This is a genomic window from Streptomyces sp. NPDC091271 (assembly GCF_044757505.1).
Taxonomy (GTDB): Bacteria; Actinomycetota; Actinomycetes; order Streptomycetales; family Streptomycetaceae; genus Streptomyces.
The window spans coordinates 74,267-95,496 of record NZ_JBIVVD010000002.1; the positions used below are offsets into that span (position 1 = coordinate 74,267).

21 protein-coding genes are annotated in these 21,230 nt (G+C 69.6%); 7 read left to right on the plus strand and 14 right to left on the minus strand.

Features of this window, described 5'->3' with window-relative positions; translation table 11 throughout:
- Positions 1–6: 6 nt before the first annotated feature.
- The 4 genes from ACIQM3_RS07730 to ACIQM3_RS07745 form a co-directional block, all read right to left on the minus strand.
- Positions 7–1,344 (minus strand): MFS transporter, encoded by a 1,338-nt coding sequence (locus ACIQM3_RS07730; RefSeq protein WP_401620273.1) that lies wholly within the window; start codon positions 1,342–1,344, stop codon positions 7–9.
- 65 nt (positions 1,345–1,409) lie between these two features.
- A complete protein-coding gene (locus ACIQM3_RS07735) occupies positions 1,410–1,868 on the minus strand; it encodes a nuclear transport factor 2 family protein (protein WP_401620276.1) in 459 nt (152 codons plus the stop codon).
- A 44-nt stretch (positions 1,869–1,912) separates the two neighbouring features.
- A complete protein-coding gene (locus ACIQM3_RS07740; protein WP_401620279.1) occupies positions 1,913–2,803 on the minus strand; it encodes an alpha/beta hydrolase in 891 nt (296 codons plus the stop codon).
- Between the two features lie 167 nt (positions 2,804–2,970).
- Positions 2,971–3,867, minus strand: a complete 897-nt coding sequence (locus tag ACIQM3_RS07745; protein WP_401620282.1) for a LysR family transcriptional regulator — start codon at positions 3,865–3,867, stop codon at positions 2,971–2,973.
- Positions 3,868–4,032: 165 nt separating this feature from the next.
- Between ACIQM3_RS07745 and ACIQM3_RS07750 the strand changes: the two genes are divergently transcribed.
- Complete coding sequence (locus ACIQM3_RS07750; protein ID WP_401620285.1) at positions 4,033–4,374, plus strand: DoxX family protein; 342 nt, start codon at positions 4,033–4,035, stop codon at positions 4,372–4,374.
- 142 nt (positions 4,375–4,516) lie between these two features.
- Here the strand turns inward: ACIQM3_RS07750 and ACIQM3_RS07755 are convergent, their stop codons facing one another.
- Positions 4,517–4,957: a LysE family translocator gene (locus ACIQM3_RS07755; RefSeq protein WP_401622332.1), complete on the minus strand. Its 441-nt coding sequence runs from the start codon at positions 4,955–4,957 to the stop codon at positions 4,517–4,519.
- 14 nt (positions 4,958–4,971) lie between these two features.
- On the opposite strand from ACIQM3_RS07755, the gene ACIQM3_RS07760 reads away from it, so the two are divergent.
- A complete protein-coding gene (locus tag ACIQM3_RS07760; protein ID WP_401620288.1) occupies positions 4,972–5,421 on the plus strand; it encodes a CGNR zinc finger domain-containing protein in 450 nt (149 codons plus the stop codon).
- Positions 5,422–5,708: 287 nt separating this feature from the next.
- On the opposite strand, the gene ACIQM3_RS07765 is transcribed toward ACIQM3_RS07760, so the two are convergent.
- Entirely contained in the window at positions 5,709–6,617 is a 909-nt protein-coding gene (locus tag ACIQM3_RS07765; protein ID WP_401620291.1) for an NADP-dependent oxidoreductase, read from the minus strand.
- Positions 6,618–6,731: 114 nt separating this feature from the next.
- On the opposite strand from ACIQM3_RS07765, the gene ACIQM3_RS07770 reads away from it, so the two are divergent.
- Complete coding sequence (locus ACIQM3_RS07770; RefSeq protein WP_401620294.1) at positions 6,732–7,133, plus strand: MerR family transcriptional regulator; 402 nt, start codon at positions 6,732–6,734, stop codon at positions 7,131–7,133.
- Between the two features lie 239 nt (positions 7,134–7,372).
- On the opposite strand, the gene ACIQM3_RS07775 is transcribed toward ACIQM3_RS07770, so the two are convergent.
- Genes ACIQM3_RS07775 through ACIQM3_RS07785 form a run of 3 tightly spaced genes read right to left on the minus strand, consistent with a single transcriptional unit; the run spans position 7,373 to position 9,773 of the window.
- Complete coding sequence (locus ACIQM3_RS07775; RefSeq protein ID WP_401620297.1) at positions 7,373–8,038, minus strand: response regulator; 666 nt, start codon at positions 8,036–8,038, stop codon at positions 7,373–7,375.
- Positions 8,035–9,246: a sensor histidine kinase gene (locus tag ACIQM3_RS07780; protein ID WP_401620299.1), complete on the minus strand. Its 1,212-nt coding sequence runs from the start codon at positions 9,244–9,246 to the stop codon at positions 8,035–8,037. The genes ACIQM3_RS07775 and ACIQM3_RS07780 overlap by 4 nt, the downstream gene beginning before the upstream one ends.
- Before the next feature lie 2 nt (positions 9,247–9,248).
- Positions 9,249–9,773 (minus strand): hypothetical protein, encoded by a 525-nt coding sequence (locus ACIQM3_RS07785; protein WP_401620302.1) that lies wholly within the window; start codon positions 9,771–9,773, stop codon positions 9,249–9,251.
- A gap of 299 nt (positions 9,774–10,072) precedes the next feature.
- Between ACIQM3_RS07785 and ACIQM3_RS07790 the strand changes: the two genes are divergently transcribed.
- Positions 10,073–11,452 carry a cytochrome P450 gene (locus ACIQM3_RS07790; RefSeq protein WP_401620304.1) on the plus strand — a complete coding sequence of 460 codons (1,380 nt, stop codon included), beginning with the start codon at positions 10,073–10,075 and terminating at the stop codon, positions 11,450–11,452.
- Positions 11,453–11,599: 147 nt separating this feature from the next.
- Entirely contained in the window at positions 11,600–13,126 is a 1,527-nt protein-coding gene (locus ACIQM3_RS07795) for an MFS transporter (RefSeq protein WP_401620306.1), read from the plus strand.
- Here the strand turns inward: ACIQM3_RS07795 and ACIQM3_RS07800 are convergent.
- The 5 genes from ACIQM3_RS07800 to ACIQM3_RS07820 all read right to left on the minus strand — a co-directional run bounded on the left by ACIQM3_RS07800 (position 13,101) and on the right by ACIQM3_RS07820 (position 19,432).
- The gene (locus ACIQM3_RS07800; protein WP_401620309.1) at positions 13,101–14,429 is read right to left on the minus strand and encodes an MFS transporter; all 1,329 of its coding nucleotides are present in this window, start codon (positions 14,427–14,429) and stop codon (positions 13,101–13,103) included. The two genes, ACIQM3_RS07795 and ACIQM3_RS07800, sit on opposite strands and share 26 nt — an antisense overlap.
- Positions 14,430–14,581: 152 nt before the next feature.
- The gene (locus ACIQM3_RS07805; protein ID WP_401620312.1) at positions 14,582–16,708 is read right to left on the minus strand and encodes an acetate--CoA ligase family protein; all 2,127 of its coding nucleotides are present in this window, start codon (positions 16,706–16,708) and stop codon (positions 14,582–14,584) included.
- A complete protein-coding gene (locus ACIQM3_RS07810; protein ID WP_401620315.1) occupies positions 16,705–17,103 on the minus strand; it encodes a Zn-ribbon domain-containing OB-fold protein in 399 nt (132 codons plus the stop codon). The genes ACIQM3_RS07805 and ACIQM3_RS07810 overlap by 4 nt, the downstream gene beginning before the upstream one ends.
- Before the next feature lie 5 nt (positions 17,104–17,108).
- A complete protein-coding gene (locus ACIQM3_RS07815) occupies positions 17,109–18,263 on the minus strand; it encodes an acetyl-CoA acetyltransferase (RefSeq protein ID WP_401620318.1) in 1,155 nt (384 codons plus the stop codon).
- Positions 18,260–19,432 (minus strand): acyl-CoA dehydrogenase family protein, encoded by a 1,173-nt coding sequence (locus tag ACIQM3_RS07820; RefSeq protein ID WP_401620321.1) that lies wholly within the window; start codon positions 19,430–19,432, stop codon positions 18,260–18,262. The genes ACIQM3_RS07815 and ACIQM3_RS07820 overlap by 4 nt, the downstream gene beginning before the upstream one ends.
- A gap of 282 nt (positions 19,433–19,714) precedes the next feature.
- Here ACIQM3_RS07820 and ACIQM3_RS07825 point away from each other — a divergent pair, with 282 nt between their 5' ends.
- Both ACIQM3_RS07825 and ACIQM3_RS07830 read left to right on the plus strand, forming a co-directional pair.
- Positions 19,715–20,353, plus strand: coding sequence for a TetR/AcrR family transcriptional regulator (locus tag ACIQM3_RS07825; RefSeq protein ID WP_401620324.1), 639 nt, complete (start codon positions 19,715–19,717; stop codon positions 20,351–20,353).
- Between the two features lie 31 nt (positions 20,354–20,384).
- Positions 20,385–21,176 carry a thioesterase family protein gene (locus ACIQM3_RS07830; protein WP_401620327.1) on the plus strand — a complete coding sequence of 264 codons (792 nt, stop codon included), beginning with the start codon at positions 20,385–20,387 and terminating at the stop codon, positions 21,174–21,176.
- Positions 21,177–21,230: the final 54 nt, after the last annotated feature.

Consider the following 21,230-nt stretch of genomic DNA (forward strand, 5'->3'; position numbering starts at 1 on the left):
CCCACCTCACGTTCCGGCGGCCCCGTGCCCGCCGCGCGGCAGCGTCAACGTCGCGGCCGCCGTCGCCGCGAGCCCGGCCGCAGCGAGCAGTACGCTCCAGCGCATCCCGGCCAGGAACGTATGCGCGCCCGTCAGCAGTGCGCCGTACACGGCGACCGCGATGGCCCCGCCGACCTGTCGGGCGGTGTTGAGCACCGCGCCCGCGGTGCCTGCTCGATCTGGCGGCACGACGTCGAGGAGCATCGCGGTCAGCGCCGGCACCGCCAGCGCGCCGCCGAGCCCGACCGGCACCATCAGCGCCGCCACCACCCACATACCGGTGTGGCCGCCGACCGTCAGCAGTGTCAACAGCCCGACCGTCCCGACCAGTTGCCCGGCGACCATCGGTACGCGTGGCCCGAACCGTGCCGCCAGCCGCGCCGAGGCCAGGTTCACCACCGCGACCAGCGCGGTCATCGGGATGAACAGGACACCCGCCTGTAGCGCCGATTGCCCCCGCTCCTGCTGCAGGTACAGGCTGAAGACGAACACGCCGCCGTAGTAGGCCGCGTTGAGCATGAAGCCCACGCCCAAGGAGACCGCCACCACCCGCGTACGGAAGAGCGGCAGCGGCAGCATCGGATGCGCACCCCTGGCCTGCGCGAGGAGGAAGGCGGCTGCCGCCGCCACGGCCACCAGCAGCGATGCCACCACGAGCGGATGGCCGAAGCCCTCGGCGCCCCCCTCGATCACGCCGTACGTCAGCCCGCCCAGCGCCAGCACCGCCGTCACCTGCCCGACTCCGTCAAGCCGCGCCGGCAGCCGAGTCGAGACAGGGACCCGGGCGAGCAGCGCCAGCGCCAGCAGACCGGCGGGCAGATTGACGAAGAAGATCCACCGCCATCCGGCTGAGGCGGTCAGAGCCCCGCCGACCACCGGCCCTGCCGCCACCGCGACCGCGCCGCCCACGGTCCAGACGGCGATCGCCCGTGCCCGCTCGGCCTGATCGGGAAAGCCCTGTCGCACCAGCGCCAGGGAGGCCGGCAGCATCACCGCCGCCGCGGCCCCCTGCACCAGCCGAGCGGCCACCAGCACACCGAGCCCGGGCGCGAACCCGCAGGCCGCCGAAGCGACCGCGAACAGCAGCAGCCCGCCACCGAACGCGCGGCGTGCCCCGATCCGGTCGGACAGCGAGCCCGCGGAGAGCATCAGGGCCGCGAACATCAGCGTGTAGCCGTCCACCACCCACTGCAGGCCCGACATGCCGCCGCCGAGACTGCGGCCCATGTCGGGCAGCGCGACGGTAACGATCAACGCGTCCAGGGAGATCAGGAAGAAGCCCAGCATCGCGGCACCGAGCACCACGGGCCCCGTGCCCAGGACAGCGGACGGCGACTCGGTCGCGGACGGCCCAGCAGCGGACGTGGTCATCACCGACCCGCCGCCCGGACGGACAGATCTCTGTTGCCGTCGCCCCAGACCGCGGTCATCACGACGGTGTCGATGAGCCACCGGTCGCCGCTACGGGCCAGCTCCCACCGGTATGAGCCACCGAGCGTCCACAGCGGCGATCCGTGGGCGTCGGCCAGGCGGTGTGTGGCCTGGAAGGAGGCGGTGCACAGCGCGCGGTCGCCGTCGATGTGGACGAGCTGATTGGCGATCAGGTGCTGGGTGGCGTCGTAGCCGCTGAGCGTCGAGGCCCAGGCAGCGACAATCTCCTGCGGAGTGAGTTGAGCCGGCTCACCGCCGGCCAGACTCGTGTAGTCGAGCAGCACCTTGTCGGCGAACAGACCGCGGAGCAGCTCCCATTCACGTTGATCCGCGTACACGGCCATCCGGGTGCAGGTCTCGGCGACCGCGTACTTGGTCTGGACTACGGACTCGGACATGGCAGGTGACCTCCTGTCAGGGCTGGGGGCGGCATCTGGGGCGTTCACAGCGTGCGGGCGAAGTGTTCGGCCGTCGCGTCAGCGGCGTAGCCGACCTGCAGCGGCTGGTCGTAGAAGTCGAACTGGCCGCCCTGGGTCCACAGGAATTCCGAGGGCCCGGCCAGTCCGGCGTGAAAGCGTCGGGCGCCGTCCGGGATCGCGGCGTCCTCGCTGTGCACCAGCAGCGTCGGGGCCGTCACGCGTGGCGCGAGCGCCACGGCGTCGAAGTCCAGCCACTCGGACCAGGCCATGACGGCGTACCGATTGGGCCACTGCCGAATCCCGCCGCGCCGCGGGTTGAGATAGAAGTCGATGTCGAAGGGCATTGCTGCCTCGGGGTCGCTGCCGCTGACCACCGGCACATAGACGACTTGGCCTGTCTCCTCGTACTGGCGCCGGGCCTCGAGCGCCGCGGCCTTCTTCGCCGAGATGCCCTCCGGGCCGCCGTAGTTCTCCTCGCAGATGCGCCGGTCGTGCAGCCAGGGCGCCACCAACGCGAGCGACCGCACGCGGGAGTCCTCGGCGGCGAAGGCACTCGCGTACATCGCTCCGGCGCAGATGCCCAGCACACCCAGTTCTCCGTCACCCACCTCCGGGCGGGCGGCCAGGAAGTCGGCTGCCATACGCAGGTCGCTGACTTTGAGCGTCGGCGACTCGTAGTCGCGCGGGTCGCCGTCCGACTCGCCGTATCCGGTGGAGTCGAAGGACAGGGCGGCGAAGCCGCGTCGGGCCAGCTCCTCGGCGTACCGGTCGGCCATCTGCTCCTTGACGGATGTCCAGGTCCCGGCGATGACGACGCCCGACACCGGAGCGGATTCGTCGACGTCCGGCAGAAAGAGACGGCCGGCGAGCTTGCCGGCATCACCGGCCCAGCTCACCTGTTCAGAAACGGGCATGAAGTACTCCTGGGAAGAGGGATGCGAGGCATGTCATTAGGCTGACAGTCGACATCCCCTCGAACAACGCCCGATGTGTAAGGCCAGGTTTAGCAGGATTAAAGGTCGCCTCTTCGATGCCGGCTTGCCGGCCGAGGCGGTGGACGGTGCTCCGGTCTGAGTACGGCTTAGTGCAGGGCTCTGGGGCCGATGGTCTGAGCAAATTCGGCGAAGGCCCGGATCGGTGCCGTTTCGGCGGCGGTGCGCCACACCAGTGCCCACTCGGTGGGCGGGGCGTCCGGGAGGGGGATGAACAGGACTCCGGGGTGGGTGTAGTAGCGCAGTACATGTGCGTTGAGCGGAGCGACCCCGGCACCAGCGGCTACCTGGGTGAGTGCCTCGTGAAATGTTGTCACCGAGGGCCCGGATGCGAGGACGGGCAGGCCGCTCGGGGTGCGGGCGGGCAGCATGGCGGCGCCCCAGGGTTCCGGAAGACCGAAGCTCGGATTCAGCACCGGGTACTCGGCGAGGACTTCGATACTCACGTCCGTGCGACCGGCAAGTTCGTGCCCCTTGGCGATGGACAGGACTCGGCCCTCGGTCAACAGCACGGGTCCCACGGTCAGATCCGGCTCCGCGACCGGGAGCCACACGAGCAACATGTCGGCGTCGCCGCTTCGCAAGGGGGTCAGGGGATCGCTGAAGTGAATCTCGCGGAACTGCACGCTGCATTCCGGATGCTGTTCGGTGAACTCCGCGGCCATGGCGCGTAGTTCGTGACCTAGGGCTCCCATGACGCCGAGAATCAGTGCGCCCGACAACCGGTTGGCGGCTGCTGTGGCTTCGGCCAGGGCCTGTTGAATGCTGTCGTATCCGCTGCGCAACGCCTCCGCCAGCCGCTCACCAAGTGGAGTGAGCCGGACAGTTCGGCTGGTTCGCTCGAACAGAGCCCCGCCGAGGCGTCGCTCCTGCATCTTGATGGCCTGGCTCACTCGGGCCTGGGAAACATGCAGGCGCTCGGCGGTCCGGCTGAAGTGCAGTTCCTCGGCGAGCGTCAGAAAGATCTCGATGTCACGCAGCTCCATCTCCCACCCCTTGCCTTCACCCCGCCGAACGCCGGGTCCGCGATCCATAATGTACAGATTATGGATCACCACGGAAGTCGCCGTTGATGCTCGTACGGTGCGGGTGCAAGCTCGGTTCCTGCGGGGGCAGTTGGCCTCCGTCCTCGTGAGCCAAGGAGCATCACTGTGTCTCTCGCCGTTGTCGTCACCGTGCTGACTGCTGTCTGGGTGGCCTTCTCGGGGGTCTCCCTGCTGCGGCGGGCCCCGTTCGTGGTCGACCCCCTGGTGTCCTACGGGGTTCCGCGCGCGTGGTGGCGCCCGCTGGCTGTCGCCAAGCTCCTCGGTGCGGTCGGCCTGCTGGCAGGGCTCGTCGTACCGGTTGTCGGCGTGACAGCGGCGGTCGGCCTGGTCGTGTACTTCGTCGGGGCGGTCATCACGGTCCTGCGTGCTCGCTCGTTCAAGACGGTCGCCTTCCCTGTTCTGTATCTCGCGCCGGTCGTGGCAACCCTGGCGGTCGGATTCGCCTGACCGCCTGGCGAGCGCCGACCGGAGGAACGAACCCGCTGTCCCGTGGGAGCCCGAATACCGGTCCCGCGCTGCTCCGCCCCGGCGGAGCAGATCAGCCCGACTGCCCGGCCCTGTGGCTGGAGGCGGCTGACCGCCGCCGTCGTCATGGGACGAGGGCGGTCAGCGCGTCCTTCAGCAGGATCGCCGCGAGGGCGCCCAAGGTGACCCCGGCGACCATGTCCACCGTTACAGCCGTGCGGCGGCCGCGCACCAGTCCCCGGCCCAGTCGGCCGGCGCACAGGCCGGTCGCGCTGTCCCAAGCGAGCCCCGCCAGCAGGAAGATCGCCCCGAGAGTGAGCAACTGGACCCATAGCGGGCCGTGTTCCGCACTGGTGAACCGCGGCAGGAACGCGGCGAAGAACAGCACGGTCTTCGGGTTGAGCAGATTGGTCAGGACAGCCTGCCGCAGGACCCGACGTTCGTCCGGCGTCTCGGGGGGCGGTGCCTTCCTGGCGGAGCGGGCCGCGGTCACCGCGAGCCAGCCGAGATGGAGCCCACCGGCCAGCTGCACCAGCACGAGTACCGCAGGTATGGAGCGCAGCAGGACGGCGAGCCCGCGTGAGCGGCGGGCTCACTTCACAGGCATTGGCCGACGCGGCGGACCGCCTCCACGAGGTCTTCTCCTCCCCGGACAGCGAGACGTGCGCACACAGCCTGACGCGCCTGTTGTCCGACATCGGCATCCACCCCGTCGTAGACGTTGCGGCCGACGGCACACTTCGGGCCGCCTGGTGCTTGGAGGACACGGATCAGGCCCTCGCCGGGGCGGCGGGGATCGACCTGCGCGAGCACCTCGCGGACCACGGCTTCGCGCGCATCGGGATCTGCACAGGGGCCCGCTGCGCCGACGTCTACATCGATCAGTCCCCCGGCGGGCGGCGCCGGTTCTGTTCGGTGACCTGCCAGAACCGTACGCGCGTGGCGGCGTTCCGCAGCCGCAAGGCGGCCGCCTCCGGCCGAGCGCCCGACCGGGGTGATCGAGTCAGGACTGACAGGGAAGGCACCTAGGGCGTTTGTTTCCGATCATCGGATCGTTGGTCTGACCGCGCCGTTGGCTGACGCGCGGTGGGGGCGGATAGAGCCGTTGTTGCCTGATCGGACGCCGAGACGAGGGGGTCGCTGGCGTGATTCGTCCGACTCCAGGTAGCCCTCGTAGAGCTCGTCGTAGGTCGAACCCGCTTGGTGGTTGTCGAGTGGACGGTCGCCGTCCCCCTCAGCAAGGCCATAGCTCACAACCGCATCGTCGTAGGCAGCAGTTGGTCACGAGCCGGCCGCCGGTGGTCTGCTGCCGAAGGTCAGACAATGACCACAATCTTCCCCCGCACGTGCCCGCGTTCGGAGTGGGCGTGCGCCTGCGCGATCTCTTCCAGCGGGTAGGTCTGATCGATGCGCGGCACGTAGCGACCCTGCTCGCCGAGGGCGCCCGCTTCGGCCAGGAGCGTGGAATCGTTGACCGCGTTGGCCACCCGGACGCCCAGACGCAGTGCGTTCACGTGGTCGGCGACCGTCACCACGCGGTCCGGGTCGCCAGCGATCTCGACGAGATCGGCAAGGGAGCCGGAAGCGGCGGCATCGAAAACGAGGTCGACCCCGTTCGGGGCCAGGCGGGTGAGGCGTTCCGCCAGGCCTACGCCGTAGGCGACGGGAATGGCGCCCAGGGACGCGAGATACGCATGGTTGCGCTCACTGGCCGTCCCGATCACGGTGGCCCCCATAGCGCGAGCGATCTCGACCGCCGCGCCGCCGACTCCTCCGCCGGCCCCCTCGATCAGCAGGGTGTGACCCTCCAGCTGACCGCCGAGCGCTTTCAGCCCGCCCAGTGCCGTCACGGACGCCAGGCCAGCCCCGGCCGCCTCCTCGTCGCTCCAGGCAGCGGGGGCAGGAGCCCAGGCCGAGAGCACCGCCAGCTCGGCCGTCGCGCCCGTCACTCCGCCCAGACCGAAGACGCGGTCCCCGATGTCCACCGAGGTGGCCCCCTCGCCGATCATGTCCACCAGACCTACCACGTCTCGTCCTGGGATGGCCGGCAGATCGACCGGGAAGAAGTCGCGCACTGATCCGTTACGCACCTTCCAGTCGACGGGATTGACGCTGGCCGCCGCGACACGGACGCGGATCTCTCCGGGCCCCGGCAGCGGGTCCGGGGCCTGCTCGACGACAAGGGTCTCCGTACCGCCGTACTCGTGGTAGCGGGCTGCGCGCATGATGACCTGCCTTGTTTGTTCGGATGGCTTGGTATGCCTTGACGTCGACTAAGCTAAAACCTGACGTCAACGTGAGGTGCAAGTCGAGGTTTCTGCCGGGAGAGAAGAGGGCGCGTGCGGATCGGTGAGGTGGCTCGCCAGGCCGGGGTGAGCGTGAGAGCTCTGCGCTACTACGAGGAGCAGGACCTGCTGCAGGCCGACCGCAGCTCCGGCGGGCAGCGCCAGTATCCGGACTCTGCCGTCGACCGGGTGCAGCTGATCCAGCAGCTGTTCGCCGCCGGGCTGCCGAGCAGATCTGTACGGGAGGTGCTGCGCAGCGTGTACTCCGGCACGGTGGAGCCGGGGCTGCTGGGCCAACTGGAGAGCGAACGCGCACGAATCAGCGTGCGCGTCACTGAACTCCTTGCTGCGCGTGACCGGCTCGACCGAGTGATCGCAACCACACGCAACCCTCCACCCGAGTGCGCCCACGGCCGGGCATCGGGGGGCCCGGCTCGCAGCGCTGCACCCAGTTGACCGGTGTTGCCGTCCTGCCCGGGCATGCGGTCGACGTCCCCGTCGCGCGCGGGTCTACCCACGCGAGGAGGCGTCCTCGCCGACAACGCTCCCGCCATTCGCTATGACGAGAAGAACGGCTTCCGGCCGGTCGGTTCCTTTGCCGGCGCGGACGGTTCGCTGTCCCTCGACATGATGCTGGGCCTCCGCCGGAGGCCGTGAGCCGCCCCGCCCCTCCGTCTCCGGGTGCCTCAGCCGGGTCAGGTCAGCCCTGACTCGATGGCGCGACGGACGGCGTCGGCCCGGTCGCGGATTCCCGCTTTGGCGAACAGGTTGTTGATGTGGGTCTTGACCGTGGCCTCACTGATGAAGAGCTTCTCGGCGATCCCCCGGTTGGGCAGGCCCTGGCCGATCAGAGCGAGTACCTCTCGTTCACGGGGTGTGAGGGTGCCGGGCAGGGACTGTCCCACCACAGGCGTCCTGGTCCTGAGGGTGGCGAGCAACCGGTCCTGGACCTCGCGGTCGAGCACGGACTGACCGGCGGCGGCTGCCCTGATAGCCCGGGTGATGTCCTGGCGTCCCGCGTTCTTGGTCAGGTAGCCGCGGGCCCCGGCGCTCAGCGCGCCCAGGATCGAGTCGTCGTCGGCGAAGGTGGTCAGCACGACCACCGCCACGTGCGGGTACTCCTCGCCCAGCCGACGGGTTGTCTCGATCCCGTCCATCACGGGCATTCTCAGGTCCATCAGCACCACGTCCACCGGCCCGGCGGCGACCGCCGTCAGCACCTCGCTGCCGTCCGCTGCGGCCGCGACGACCTCGATGTCGTCTGACAGCCCGAGCACCGCGGCAAGCGGTTCCCGGACGGCCGCCTGATCGTCGGCCACGACCACCCTCAACGGCTGGGACTTCTCGGTCGGTTCACTCATCCCGGGATCACTGCCTCCACCTGCCAGCCGCCCTCGGCCGGTCCCTCGGTGACCGGGCGCGCCCTGACGCTTCCGCCCAGCAGCGCGACCCGTTCACGCATTCCGATCAGCCCCATCCCGCTGCCGATACCCGCGTTCACCGCACGGGTGGCGGGGCCGTTGCGGATCCTCAGTGTGGTCGACGCAGCCTCGAACGTCAGCGTCATGCCGACATCTGCCCCGGGGGCGTGCCGAGCGGCGTTGGTCAGCGCCTCCTGCGCGATCCGCAACAGATTCTGGGTCACCTGGACGGGCACCTCACGGACGGTCCCGGTGACGTTGAGGACGTCACGGTGGCCCGACGACTCGAGCAGCGCGGTCAGAGTCTCCAGCAGCGGCAGCGAATCCTCGCGCAGGGCGTGCACGGTCCACTGCGCCTGTTCGAGGCTCTTCCTGACCAGGCTGTGGGCCTTGTCGTTGGCCTCCCGGACCCTGTCGAGGTCACCGGTGTCGATCAAGGCGTCGGCCAGTTCCAACTGCATGTTGATCCCGGCCAGCGAGTGTGCCAGAACGTCGTGCACGTCCCGGGCGATCCGGCTGCGCTCGGTCAGCACGGCGGTCCGGGCCTCGGCGCGAGCGGCGCGTTCGGCTGATTCGGCCGCCGCGATCGCGGCCAGTACGGCCTGGCGCTGACTGCGGTTGACGATGCCGGCCAGGACCGGGACACCTGTGGCGAGACCGACGGCCCAGGGCAGCTCGTGGTACCCGGGCCCGAGTTCGAAGTAGAGGACGGCGCAGCAGAGCAGGCTGCAGATTCCCGCGAGGACGAGGGCCGGCCTGGTCTCGAGGCGGTATCCGATGTGGCCGGCGAGGAAGAAGGCGAAGAGGTAGCTCGTTCCGCTGCTGCTGACACCGATCAGGGCGGCCGCTGCGACGATGCCGAGGGTCAGCCATACGAGAGCGAGGTGCTTGGGGACCTTGTTCTCGGGCAGGCGCCGGGGCAGCAGCGCCGCACAATTGATCACGAAGAGGACGGCGACAGCCAGACCTCGGCCGCTGAGGCCCATGGGCCGGATCGTCAGGGTTCCGGCCACGACGACCGCAAGGGTGAGCACCCATTGCACACGCGGGTCCCGCCCGGGGACCTGCTGCGGACCCGCCCCCTGCGCCGCGGCCTTTCCATGCGGCGGGACGCTCTCGGTTACGGACACGGGCAGAACATATCGCATGGTCAGGCCGTACGTTCGAGGGTGGGCACGGGGCGGGTTACCGTCCGGGACCGGCTCCGTACGAAGATCGTGGCCAGGCGCGTGACCACCTCGGTGAGCGCCATCAGGACGAACGCCGCCACCCAGGCCTGGTCGCCGGTGATGTGGTGGGTGACGCTGAATCGGCCGACGTCGTCGGCGCCACCGCCGTGCTCGACCCACGTCTGGAAGGCCATTCGCGCCCCCATGCCCAGGACCCAGAGGATCGCCGATACCGCTCCGGCCTTGATCAGTATGTGCTCGCCGTCCGTCCTGAGGCGGGTGTGGATGCCGCCGGCCGTGCCGAGGGCAGCACCCACGGCCATCAGCGCCCCGATCAGCACCAGGTCGTTGCCCCCGGTGGGAACGGTGTCCAGGTACGAGTAGGCGACGAACGCCACGATCGCCAGTGGGATCAGGAAGGACCTGAGGTCGAGCCGGCCTTCCCGCAGCTGCCGGAAGACGACGAGGATGAGGACGATGTCGGTGATCCACTCGGTCGTTGTCATGCCTTCAAGAATCCCGGGACCGGGCTCGTAGCACCTGGACCCACGGGTGGAACCGTGGGTGGAGTTCAGCCGCTCGCCGGGTGTCCGCCCCCACCGGCGGGGCGGATGCGAAACACCCGGAATGCCGGCCCGGCCCCGACGTCGGGCACCGCTCGTGCCCCACCGGGTGCTGTCCCTCGGCGGCATGCGCCAAACGTCCTTCTCCGTGGCGTATACCACGTCACCGGGTGGATTGCCCCGAGGTTCGATCAGGGAAGCCATATGACGCCCAAGATCAGCTCGAAAGGTGGCATGCTCTCGTGACGCTCGTAGCGCCTCCCCCCATACCCAGAGCAGCAGGCTCGGTCCCGCTGCTGGGTCACGCGGTACAGCTCGTACGCGACAACCTCGGCTTCATCGCCTCACTCCGTGCCGATTACGGCCCGCTGGTCGAGATCACTCTCCAGCCCGGCACCCGCACCCTGATCGTCCAGGATCCCGACCTCATCCGCACCATGCTGACCGACCTCGGCCCCGGTCTCGACAAGGGACGCTTCTTCGAGAAGATGGGTCAGCTGCTGGGCGACTCCGTCGTCACCGCCGCGGGCCAGGAGCATGTCCGCAGGCGACGCCAGCTCCAACCCGCCTTCGCCCGGCCGGAGATCGCCCGTTACGTCGACATCATGCGAGGCGCTACGACCGCAGCCGTCGACTCGTGGGTCCCTGGCAGGCAGCTCGACGTCCGCGAGGCCATGGTCGAGCTCTCCCTTGAGATGCTCGCCAAGACCGTCTTCGCCGGCAGCCTGGACGACGCGACGTTCCGTCAGCTGCGCAAGGACCTCTCGGTCGTCATGAACGGCGTCGGGGCGCGCGTCATGCTGCCCGACTGGGTGGAGAGACTCCCCCTGCCCTTCAACCGCCGGTTCACGGCCGCCCGGAACGCGGTTCGGGCCACCATCGACCATGCCGTGGCCGAACTCCAGGAATCGGGGCAGGAGACCGGTGACATGCTGTCCCTGCTGCTCCGCACCACGGACGAGGAGACCGGCCTTCCGCTGACCGGGCACCAGATCAGCTCGGAGATCCTCACTCTGGCCGTGGCGGGCACAGAGACCACCGCCTCGGTCCTGTCCTGGGCGCTCTACGAGATCGCCCGGGACACCGATGTCGAACGAAGGGTCCTGGACGAGCTCGACACCGTTCTCGACGGCCGGCCCGTCGCGTTCGAGGATCTTCCCCGTCTGCCCTACCTAGACCGCGTCATCCGGGAGACTCTGCGGTTGCACCACACCGGATGGCTCGTCACCCGTCGCACCGTCACACGGACACAACTGGGACCGTGGTCCGTGCCCGCGGGCACCGAACTCGCCTACTGCCAGCACGCCTTGCACCGCGACCCCGCGCTCTTCCCCGACCCGCTCACCTTCGCTCCGGACCGCTGGCTCGAAGAGGCGCAGGCCGAGGCTTTCACGCCCGGGGCGTTCCTCCCCTTCGGCGCCGGCAAGCACAAGTGCATCGGGGACCGGTTCGCCCTCACCGAGCTGGTCACCGCCATCGCGACGATCATCAGGCGAGTGCGGTTCGAGGTCCCGCAGGACCGGACGGTCCGGCCCGTGGCCCGGGCCACCGTGCGGCCCAGCACCCTGCTGATGACCGCGCACCCGCGGACCTCCACGGGGCGGAAGCAGGAGCGGGACTGACGAAGGCGACGCCCTTCCGGGTCGGGCCTGGTCCGGGAACTGCCCGGGCCGGGCCGGCCGGGAGCGCGGGGGCCCCAGGCGGAACAGGCTCAACCGAATCAGGTTCTAGTATCCTGATTCAATATCTGCCTACCGGTAGGGAGCTCCATGTCCAGGACCGGGGAAACAGCGGAAGCAGAGCAACTTCGTTATGCCTGGCGCGTGTTGTCTGTTGTCAGCATGGCGAGCATTCTCATCGCACTCGGCAGCAGCTCGCTGAACGTCGCACTCCCCGACGTGGTGAGGCACTTCGACGCCGGTGCCGCCGCCGCGAACTGGATCCTGTTGTCCTACATGCTGGCCAATACGGTGCTCCTGGTCGTGTTCGGCCGGCTGGCAGACATGTTCGGGCGGCGCACCATGTATCTGCTCGGGCTGGCCACGTACACCGCGGCCAGCCTGCTCCTCGGTTTCGCCCCGGGAGCGTGGTTCCTGGTGGGCCTCCGGGTGGTCCAGGCCGCCGGGGGCGCGATGCTGCTGGCCAACAGTGCGGCGCTGCTGGCCGACGCGTTCCCGCCCCGGCACATGGCGCGTGGCATGGGGGTCTACATCGCGTCGTTCTCCGTGGCGCAGCTGGTCGGACCGACGCTGGGCGGGTACCTGACGCACCGTTTCGGATGGGAGTGGGTGTTCTGGTACAACGTGCCGATCGGCTTGGTGTGCCTGGTCCGGGGTGCCGTGGTGTTGCGCAGGGTCGCCGGTCGGGGCGGTGACCGCGGAATCGATGTGCCGGGAAATCTGCTCGTTCTGGTCGGCCTGGGAGGCCTGCTGATCGGCCTGTCCGAGGTCGGTGACCGGAGCTGGGGTGATCCGGTGGTGGTCGCCTGCCTGGCGCTCTTCGCGCTGCTGGTGCCGGTGTTCCTCGTGGTGGAGCGGCGCAGCGCCCGCCCGGTGGTGGACGTCGGGCTCTTCCGGGACGTGCCGTTCGCGCTGGGCCTTTTGACGTCGTTCCTGAACGCGGTGTCCCGGATGGCCGTCGTCCTGCTGATCGCGCTGTTCTACCAGGCGGTGCACGGGGAGGACCCGGTGTCGGCCGGATTGAAGGTCCTGCCGCTGCCGGTCGCCGCGATGATCGCGTCGGCGTGCTCGGGAATGCTGCACGCGAGGCTGGCACCGCGCACGATCGTGCTGCTCAGCACGTCGGTCGGCACCGCGGGGCTGCTGGTTCTCCTCCTGGAGATGTCCGTGGACGTGGCCTACGCGCCGATCGCCTGCGGCCTGGTGCTCGTCGGGGTGGGCTCGGGGATGTTCATGCCTGCCAACACCACGGCGATGCTGGACGGAATCGCGCCCGACCGGATCGGGATCGTCAACGCGATGCGCCTGATGATCCAGAACACGGGCGTGGTGGTGAGTACGGCTCTGGCCATGTCGCTCGTCACCAGTGCTCTCCCGACAGGGCTGCGCGACCGCGTCTTCGACGGAACGATCTCCCGCGTGGCCCCGGACGCACTTGCCCAGCTGGTCACCGGCTACCGGCTGGCCCTGCTCGTGATGGCGGTCATCTCCGCCCTGGCAGTGCTCGCCTCGCTCGGCCGGCCGCGGGCGGCGGGGGATTTCGCCGAGGCTGTCGGCCGGGCGGGGCGGAGGTCCCCCGCAGCGGACGGTGTCAGTCCGCCGCCGCCCTCGGGGTGACCGGCTCAGGAGCCTTCGCCGTCGCGACGGCGGCGCGTCGCCACGGCCCGTGGAAGAAGAGCGTCGCCGGGAGGAACAGGACCATGCAGCCGAGCGCTATGACCATCCACAGGTGCCAGCTCGCGTGCTCGACCACACGCGGCACGGCGAACAGCGCGAGCACCGCCACGGCCTTGGACGTGAAGCCGAACAGGCCCCAGGCGCTGCCCTGTAGACGGGGGTCGATGTTCTCGGCGTCCTCGGAGAAGTTGGCCATCCAGGGACCGTAGGCCACGCCCATCGCGCCGCCGAGCAGGGCGCCGGTGATCATGAGGTGTGGGTGCGACACATCTTGACGCCCCATCAGGTGCACGAGGTAGCCGGTGGCCGCCACCGCCGCGAGCGTACCGCCGACACAGAGGGGTTTACGCAGCTGCAGCCGGTCGGAGATCCGGCCGCTCACGACGACCGTGACCAGGTTGAGTACCCAGAAGACCGACATGATCCCGGCCGCGGTCGATGCGCTCAGGCCGAACGAGTCCCCCAGCATGAGCGGCCCGTACAGGGAGAGCGTCAGGAAGAGCACGAGCCACAGCCCGATGCCGACGACGTGCGCCACCATGTTGCGGTGAGCGAGGAGGCCACGAGCCCTGGGCGGCGTGGTGGGACCGGCCGTGACGATCGCCCGCTCCTCCGTCTGCTGGATGCGTCCGCGCAGTTCGGGAGAGAGGTCGGCGATGTTGTACGCGATCACCAGGGAGGCGGCCAGCGACACCACGGCCATGATGACGAACTGGGAGCGCCACGAGTCGTGGAAGAGCGGCAGGGTGGCACTCGCGATCGCGGCGGCCAGGAAGTTGGCGCCGACCGGACCCCAGGTCCAGAAGCCGAAGGCCTGGGCGCGCCCCATGCGTGGTGAGAAGTCGCGTACGAGCGGCGCGGTGCCGGCGAGCGCCATGCCGTCGATGACCGAGAGCGCCACCCGGGCAAGGAGCAGTTGCGTGGGTGAGTGCACCGTGGTCATGAGCACGCAGCACACGGTGGTGAGCAGCATGAGCGGGATGAGCAGGCGTACGCGGCCCAGGGTGTCGGTGAGCCGGCCGCCGGCCATGGAGGCGAGGGCTCCGGCGACGGTGGCCAGCGCGGAGATGGTGCCGTAGGTGGACAGCGACATGTCCAGGTCTTCGAGCAGCAGGGGGGCGACGGGGGCGATCTGCCCCTCGTACGATCCGATCAGGACGGCGAGCACGGCCATGCTGAGGATGCGTATCCGGCGTCCGCCGGTGGGGTACTCGTCGAGTTCGCGTACGTAGGAGAGCCTCATTGCCCGGGCCTTTCTGCGAGTCGTGTTCCGCCTCTGTCCGTCGAGCGATGTGCGGCGCCCGTCGAGCGGCCGTGACCGGCGTGAGGGACCGAAGGCCGCCGCGGTCGCAGCAGGCGACCGCGGCGGCCTTCGGGTGGCGCCGCGAGGGTGGTTCAGTTCCAGGTGATCAGTGCGTCCAGTGCCTCGACCTCGCTTCCCCGGACGAGGAGCGGGTTGACCTCCAGCGATTCCAGCCGCGGGCCGAGGCTTTCGGCGAGCTCCCCGATCCGGGCGACCACTTCGGCGACCTTGTCGAGGTCTGCGGGCTCCGTCCCGCGCGCCCCTTCCAGCAGTCGGGCGCCACGGAGTTCGCCCAGGGCCCGGCGGATACCGGCGGTGTCCACCGGTAGCAGCCGCAGCACCGAGTCGCGCAGTACCTCGACCCAGATACCGCCGAGAGCGACGGCCATGGTCAGTCCCCATGCCGGATCGCGGACCACACCGACGAGCAGTTCCACTCCGCCTCTGCGCTGCGGCTGCACGAGGGTGCCGACACCGGTCAGTCCGCGGCCGCGCAGGGCGGCGGACACCTCGCCGTGGGCCTCGCGCACGGCCTGCGGTCCGTTCAGCCCGAGCCGCACCCCACCGATGTCGCTCTTGTGCCCGAGGCCATCGGCGACGGCCTTCAGCACCACTGGATACCCGAATGCGGCAGCCGCAGCGACCGCTTCGTCCTCGGTGGTGGCCAGGGCGGAAGGGACGACAGGGACACCGTTGTCCGTGAGCAGCCGGGACGCCCGGTGCTCCGCCCAGAGCCCTGTGGTCTCGCCCCGTACGACGGGTGGCACGCCCCTTTCGGCCGGGGCGGTCCTGTCGGTCTCGCCCAGGGCGCGGGACCAGCGGACGGCCGCGCCGATCGCGGTCATGGCGTGCTCGATCCCGCCCACCACGTACGGGAACCCCGTCTCCCGCTGGACCTGGCGGCCCACCTCCGTGATGTCGGTGAGCACGTTGCCTGCGACGATCACCGGCCGTCGCGCGTCGCGGATGCGCTGCGCGGTCGCGGCGAAGTGCTGCAGCGTCAGGTTCAGGTCGGCGGGTGGCAGCCGTGGCAGGTCGGTCAAAAGCATGACCGCGTCGACGCCCGGATCGTCGGCCACCACCTCGAGGGCCCGGCTGAGGAGCGTGCGGTCCACGACCACATAGCCGGTGACGTCCAGCGGGTTCTGGACGGTGGCGAAGTCCGGCAGGATCTCCTTCAGCCGGGCCACCGTCTCCGGGGCGAACGGAGGCAGTTCCAGTCCTTCCTGCTCGGCCCGGTCGGCTATGACCTCGCAGGCCCCGCCGGAAGGGGTCACCACGGCGATCCGTGGTCCCCGTACCGGGCCGGTCTGGGCCAGCAGCCCGGCCGTGATGATCAGGTCCTCCAGGGAGCGGACGCGTACCACCCCCAGCTTCCGGAACGCCGCGTCGACGACCGCGTCGTCTCCGACGAGGGCTCCGGTGTGGGCTTGGGCGGTGTGCGAGGCCAGGGCGCTGGATCCGATCTTGAGTGCCACGATCGGTTTGCCGGCCCGGGCGGCGCGGCAGGCGGCGCGGGCGAACTCCTCGGGGCGGCGTACGGACTCCAGGAACAGCGCGATCACCCGGGTCGCGGGATCGTCCACGAGGTAGTCGATGACGTCGGTGACCGAGACCATCGTCTCGTTGCCCATCGAGGTGAGCAGGCTGAGACCGACATTGCGGGCCTGGGCGAAGGCCAGGATGGAGCTGGCCAGCGCCCCGCTCTGGAGAACCACGCCCACGGGGCCGCTGATCAGCGGTGGCGGGATCGGCAGTCCGTACGGGGTGGTCCCCTCGGTGGCGTTGATGTATCCGTTGCCGTTGGGGCCGAGCACGGTCAGCTGGTTCTCGCGTGCGAAGGCGAGGATCTCCTCCTCGAGACGCCTGCCCTCCGGACCGGTTTCGCCGAAGCCCGCGGTGAGCACGACGTAGCTGCGGATTCCCAGACCCGCGCCCTCTCGCAGTACCGGCAGCACCGCGGGCGTCGGGACCATCACGTAGGCCATGTCGACCGCTTCACCGATGTCCGTGAGGCTGCGGTGGGCGCGCCGGCCGTGCACCACCTCCGTACGGGGATTGACGAGGTGCACGGGACCGCGGAAGCCGTTGGTGCGCAGGTTGTCGTACGTGGACAGCGACCACCCCGATTTGTCCGTCGCACCCACCAGCGCGATGGAGCGGGGTGCGAAGAGGGCGTGCATCGCCTCGGTGCGGATCGGTGTCGTGGCCGCGCTCATGCGCTCTCCTTCACTCGGAAGCACGGCAGCGCGGGGGACTCCTCGCCGCCCAGGCGGGTGATCTCCAGCTCGACCCTGTCACCGATCCGGACCGGGGCGCCGCCCACGATCCGCGACATCATCCGTACGCCCTCGTCGAGGTCGATGAGCGCGACGGTGTACGGCGGATCGCCGGCGGACGGGCTGAAGGCACGGTGCGCGACGGTGTACGAGTAGACGGTGCCTGTCCCCGGGGAGGTGACCCAGTCCAGCCGCTCTCCGAAGCAGTGCGGGCACAGGGCCCGGGGGTAGAACACGGCACGGTCGCAGTCCTCGCAGTGCTGGAGCCGCAGCTCACCGGCGGAGATGCCGTCCCAGAACGGCTGTGTCTCCGCATCCGGCACAAGGTCCCCCACGGTGATCAACTCCTTCCGAGTACAACGGTGGACGTGGACGAGAGGACCCCGCCGGTGCCGTGGACCAGGGCCAGTTGTGCCCCGTCGACCTGTCGCGGCGGGTCGGAGGCGAAGTCGTGCCGCAGCTGCCGGGTCGCCTCGATGAGCAGGAAGATTCCGTACATGCCGGGGTGGGTGTATGACAGTCCGCCGCCGTTCGTGTTCATCGGCATGTCGCCCCCGGGGGCCGTGCGGCCCGAGACGACGAACTCCCCCGCCTCGCCCGGCTTGCAGAACCCCAGGGACTCGAGGGTGAGCAGCACGGTGATGGTGAAGGAGTCGTATATCTCCAGCAGGTCGAGATCGTCGTGGGTGATGCCGGCCATCTTCATCGCGGCCGGGCCGGAGTGCGCCGCTCCGGTGACGGTCAGGTCGGGCATCTGGGCGATGGAGCTGTGCGTGGTCGTCTCGCCGTGGCCGAGCACCTCGACCGGGTGGGTGTCGACGTCGGGCCAGCGGTCCTCCGCGGCCACGACCACCGCGCCGCCGCCGTCGGTGACCAGGCAGCAGTCCAGCAGGTGCAGCGGATCGCTGATCATCGGGGAGCCGAGCACGTCGTCGACCGTGATCGGGTCGCGGTGGTAGGCGTCCGGATTGAGGGCTGCCCACTGCCGGGCACTGACCGCTACCTCGGCCAGTTGCTCGCCTGTGGCGCCGTACTGGTGGAAGTAGCGGTTGGCGGCGAGCGCGTAGGCGCCGACCGGTTGCGGAAGCCCGAAGGGCCGGTCGAACTGCTCGGTCAGTGTCGCGGGCGGCCTGGGGACACTGCGGGAGCGGTTGCTGCGCTGGGTACTGCCGTAGGTGATCAGCGCGACGTCGATCAGCCCGGCCTCGATGGCCGCGGTCGCATGGCCGAGGTGCGCCTCGAACGACGACCCGCCGATGTTGGTGCCGTCCAGGTAGTCCGGTCGCAGTCCCAGGTATTCCGCCAGGGTCAGCGCCGGCGCCCAAGACCAGTTCCCTGCCACGAAGAGCGCGTTCACGTCCTGGGGGCGGAGCCCGGCCTCGGTCAGGGCCGCCTTGCTCGCCCTGGCCTGCTGCGAGAGCACGGTCAGGTGCGGGGTCCTGCCCACCTCCGACTCGGCCACCCCGACGATCGCGGCGCGCCTGCGTCCGGTCATTCGCCGATCCCGCCCAGCCGCACGTGGCCCTTCAGAAGGTTGCGGGCGATGGTGCGGCGCTGGATCTCGTCGGTGCCCTCGAAGATCCGCAGGAGCCGCAGCTCGCGGTACCAGCGCTCGATCGGCAGCTCCTTGGTGTAGCCCATGCCGCCGTGGATCTGCAGGACGCGGTCCACCACCTGATTGGCCATCAGCGCTCCGTTGAGCTTGGCGATGGAGGAGGCGTGCCGGGCGTCCATGCCCTGCTGGACCCGCCAGGCGGCGTACAGAGTGAGCCACTTGGTGGATTCGATCTCGACCTGCGAGTCGGCGATCTGCCACTGGATCGCCTGGTAGTCGCCGATCGGGTGACCCATCGAGTGCCGGATCTTGGCGTAGTCCACGGCCATCTGCAGCATGCGCTCGGCGGAACCGATCGCCCGGGCCGGGATCATGTAGCGCCCCTGGCCGATCCAGCGCAGCGCGAGGGCGAATCCCTGGCCCACCTCGCCGAGTACGTTCTCGGCGGGTACGCGTACGTCGTCGAACACCAGCGCCGCAGGACCCCACTGGCCCATCGTCTGGATCGGCTCGGACTTCCAGCCCATGTCCCGGTCGACGAGGAAGCAGGTGACCCCGCCGTCCGCTCCTGCGTCCGGGTCGGTGACGGCGAACACCATCACGAAGTCGGCCTCGTTGCCGCCGGTGATGAACGTCTTCTCGCCGTTGATCACCCAGTCGCCGCCGTCACGAACGGCGCGGGTGCGGATGTTGCGTGCGTCCGAGCCGGCTCCCGGCTCGGTGATGGCGAAGCAGGAGCGGCGCGCACCCTCGATGGTCGGGACGAGATAGCGCTGCTTCTGTTCTTCGTTCGCGCTGTAGAGGATGTTGTCCGCCGAGCCGCCGAAGCTGAACGGGACGAACGTCCTTCCGGTCTCCATGGCGAGGATCGCGGACATGACGGCGCCCAGGTTCATCCCGCCGTACTCCTCGGGCGTGTTCATCCCCCAGAAGCCGGCCTTGCGGGCCTTGGTCCGGAGCTCGTCGAGCACATCGAGGGTTATCGCCGGGGCGCCCGCTCGTTCGTTGCGCAGTACGTCCTGCTCCAGTGGCATCACCTCCTTGGAGATGAATGTGCGCACGGTGTCCCGGATCTGACGTTCCTCGACATTGAGGGAGAAATCGACCATCGAGAGGTGTCCTTTCCTGTTCGGGCGCGCGAGGTGGGACAGCCGCGCCTTTCTAGAACGGAACTCTAGGAACCAGTTCAGACTGTGCCCGGGCCGAGCGGCGTGTCAAGACACCTGTCACCACCAAGAGGGTCCGGATGTACGGAGCTCAGACCGCATGCGGTGACACAGGACGGGTGCGCCGGGGAAACGTCATCGTCACGGCAGTGTGCCGAATTCTAAGATTGGATTCGGTACGGTGACCGTGTCGACGGCCGTCGACCGCACGCGAGGAGGGTCGTCATGGCGCGAAAGGCCGGCAACGCCGCGTCCGGAGGAAACGCCTGGCAGTGGAGCCGCACGGCGGAGACGCGGCGTGTGCTGCTGAACGCCGCCCGCGAGGTGTTCTGCGAACAGGGTTTCGCCGAGGCGAGTGTCGCGGCGGTGGTGGAGCGTGCCGACTCCAGTGTGGGCAGTCTGTACCACCACTTCGGAGGCAAGACCGAACTCTTCCTCGCCCTCTGGGAGGAACACCAGGCCGCCCATGAGCAGAACGCGGTGACCGCGGTCGCCGCGGCGCGGGCCAAGGCCAAGGACAGGGACGAGGACGCGCTTGAGCTCTTCATCGCCGGTGCCCGCGCCTTCCTGGAGGGCTCCTGGGAGCGCCGTGATCTGGCCCGGCTGTTCATGGACGGTGACGCTCCGCCGGGATTCGAACTGGTCAGACGCACGCGCAGCCGGGAGTGGGTCCGGCAGAACGGGGTGCTGCTCGGCGCCGGCATCGACTCGATCGGGCGGCTCACGGTCGCCGTACTGACCACGATCATCGGCGAGGCGGGACGCGAGATCGCCACCAGTTCGTCGAAACGCCAGGCCAACAAGATCACCGAAGCCGCGATCGTCCTGATCCGCCGGCTCGGCTCCACGAGTATCGACACCTGACCCCGGTCAGGGCGACAGAGGGGAAGCACGCGTGGCAGGGACGGAGCAGGAGGAGGCGTTCTTCACGAGCGTGGGCGGCGAGCTGGTGCCCGCCGTCCACGCGCGCGGCTGGTGGACGCCAGGCATGATGCACGGGCGGCTGCTCGGAGGCCTCGCGGCCAGGGCTCTGGAAGCGGAACACGCCGCGGAGGGGCTGCACTTCACGCGACTTACCGTCGATCTGTTCCGCAACGCACCGATGGCGCCCGTGCGGGTCGAGACGCACCGGGTGCGCGACGGACGCCGGATCCGGGTCGCCGACGCGACCGTCCATGGTGCGAACGGTGTCGTCGCGCGGGCGAGCGCCGTCCTGCTGCGCCGCAGCGAGCAGCCGCCCGGCCGGGTCCCCGCGACGCCGCCCTGGGATGCTCCGCCCCCCGAACAGCTCTTCACGCCACGCGACGGGGCGTGGACGGCCTGGATGTTCGACGAGCACAACGAGTCGGCGAAGGGTGGCTGGCGCGGCGACGTCAAGCGCCGGGCATGGTTTCGGGAGGCGCGCGAGCTGGTGGCCGGCGAGCCGCTGTCACCCTTCGTACGGGCCGCACTGGCCGCGGACACCGCGAGTCCGCTCGTCCATGCGGGCGACGCGGGTCTCCAGTACATCAACGCCGACTACACCCTGTGCCTGAGCCGGCTGCCGCTCAGTGACGTCATAGGCCTGGAGTCCGGCGCCCACACCAGCGAGGAGGGCGTGGCGGTAGGGCACTGCACGCTGCACGACTCGGCGGGCCCGATCGGTTACTGCATGACCACCGCGGTCGCCAACCCCCAACGCGCCTGACCTCGCCGCCCGGAGCCGGTTCCGCCCTGCCGCGTGCGGACACCGGAGCCGGGC

Coding starts and splice junctions, on each gene's coding strand:
- ACIQM3_RS07740 (WP_401620279.1), bottom strand. CDS start 2,803: ATGCCCGTTTCTGAACAGGTGAGCTGGGCCGGTGATGCCGGCAAGCTC.
- ACIQM3_RS07815 (WP_401620318.1), bottom strand. CDS start 18,263: ATGACCGGACGCAGGCGCGCCGCGATCGTCGGGGTGGCCGAGTCGGAG.
- ACIQM3_RS07820 (WP_401620321.1), bottom strand. CDS start 19,432: ATGGTCGATTTCTCCCTCAATGTCGAGGAACGTCAGATCCGGGACACC.
- ACIQM3_RS07780 (WP_401620299.1), bottom strand. CDS start 9,246: ATGCGATATGTTCTGCCCGTGTCCGTAACCGAGAGCGTCCCGCCGCAT.
- ACIQM3_RS07775 (WP_401620297.1), bottom strand. CDS start 8,038: ATGAGTGAACCGACCGAGAAGTCCCAGCCGTTGAGGGTGGTCGTGGCC.
- ACIQM3_RS07785 (WP_401620302.1), bottom strand. CDS start 9,773: ATGACAACGACCGAGTGGATCACCGACATCGTCCTCATCCTCGTCGTC.
- ACIQM3_RS07745 (WP_401620282.1), bottom strand. CDS start 3,867: ATGGAGCTGCGTGACATCGAGATCTTTCTGACGCTCGCCGAGGAACTG.
- ACIQM3_RS07805 (WP_401620312.1), bottom strand. CDS start 16,708: ATGAGCGCGGCCACGACACCGATCCGCACCGAGGCGATGCACGCCCTC.
- ACIQM3_RS07800 (WP_401620309.1), bottom strand. CDS start 14,429: ATGAGGCTCTCCTACGTACGCGAACTCGACGAGTACCCCACCGGCGGA.
- ACIQM3_RS07765 (WP_401620291.1), bottom strand. CDS start 6,617: ATGCGCGCAGCCCGCTACCACGAGTACGGCGGTACGGAGACCCTTGTC.
- ACIQM3_RS07825 (WP_401620324.1), top strand. CDS start 19,715: ATGGCGCGAAAGGCCGGCAACGCCGCGTCCGGAGGAAACGCCTGGCAG.
- ACIQM3_RS07795 (WP_401620306.1), top strand. CDS start 11,600: ATGTCCAGGACCGGGGAAACAGCGGAAGCAGAGCAACTTCGTTATGCC.
- ACIQM3_RS07735 (WP_401620276.1), bottom strand. CDS start 1,868: ATGTCCGAGTCCGTAGTCCAGACCAAGTACGCGGTCGCCGAGACCTGC.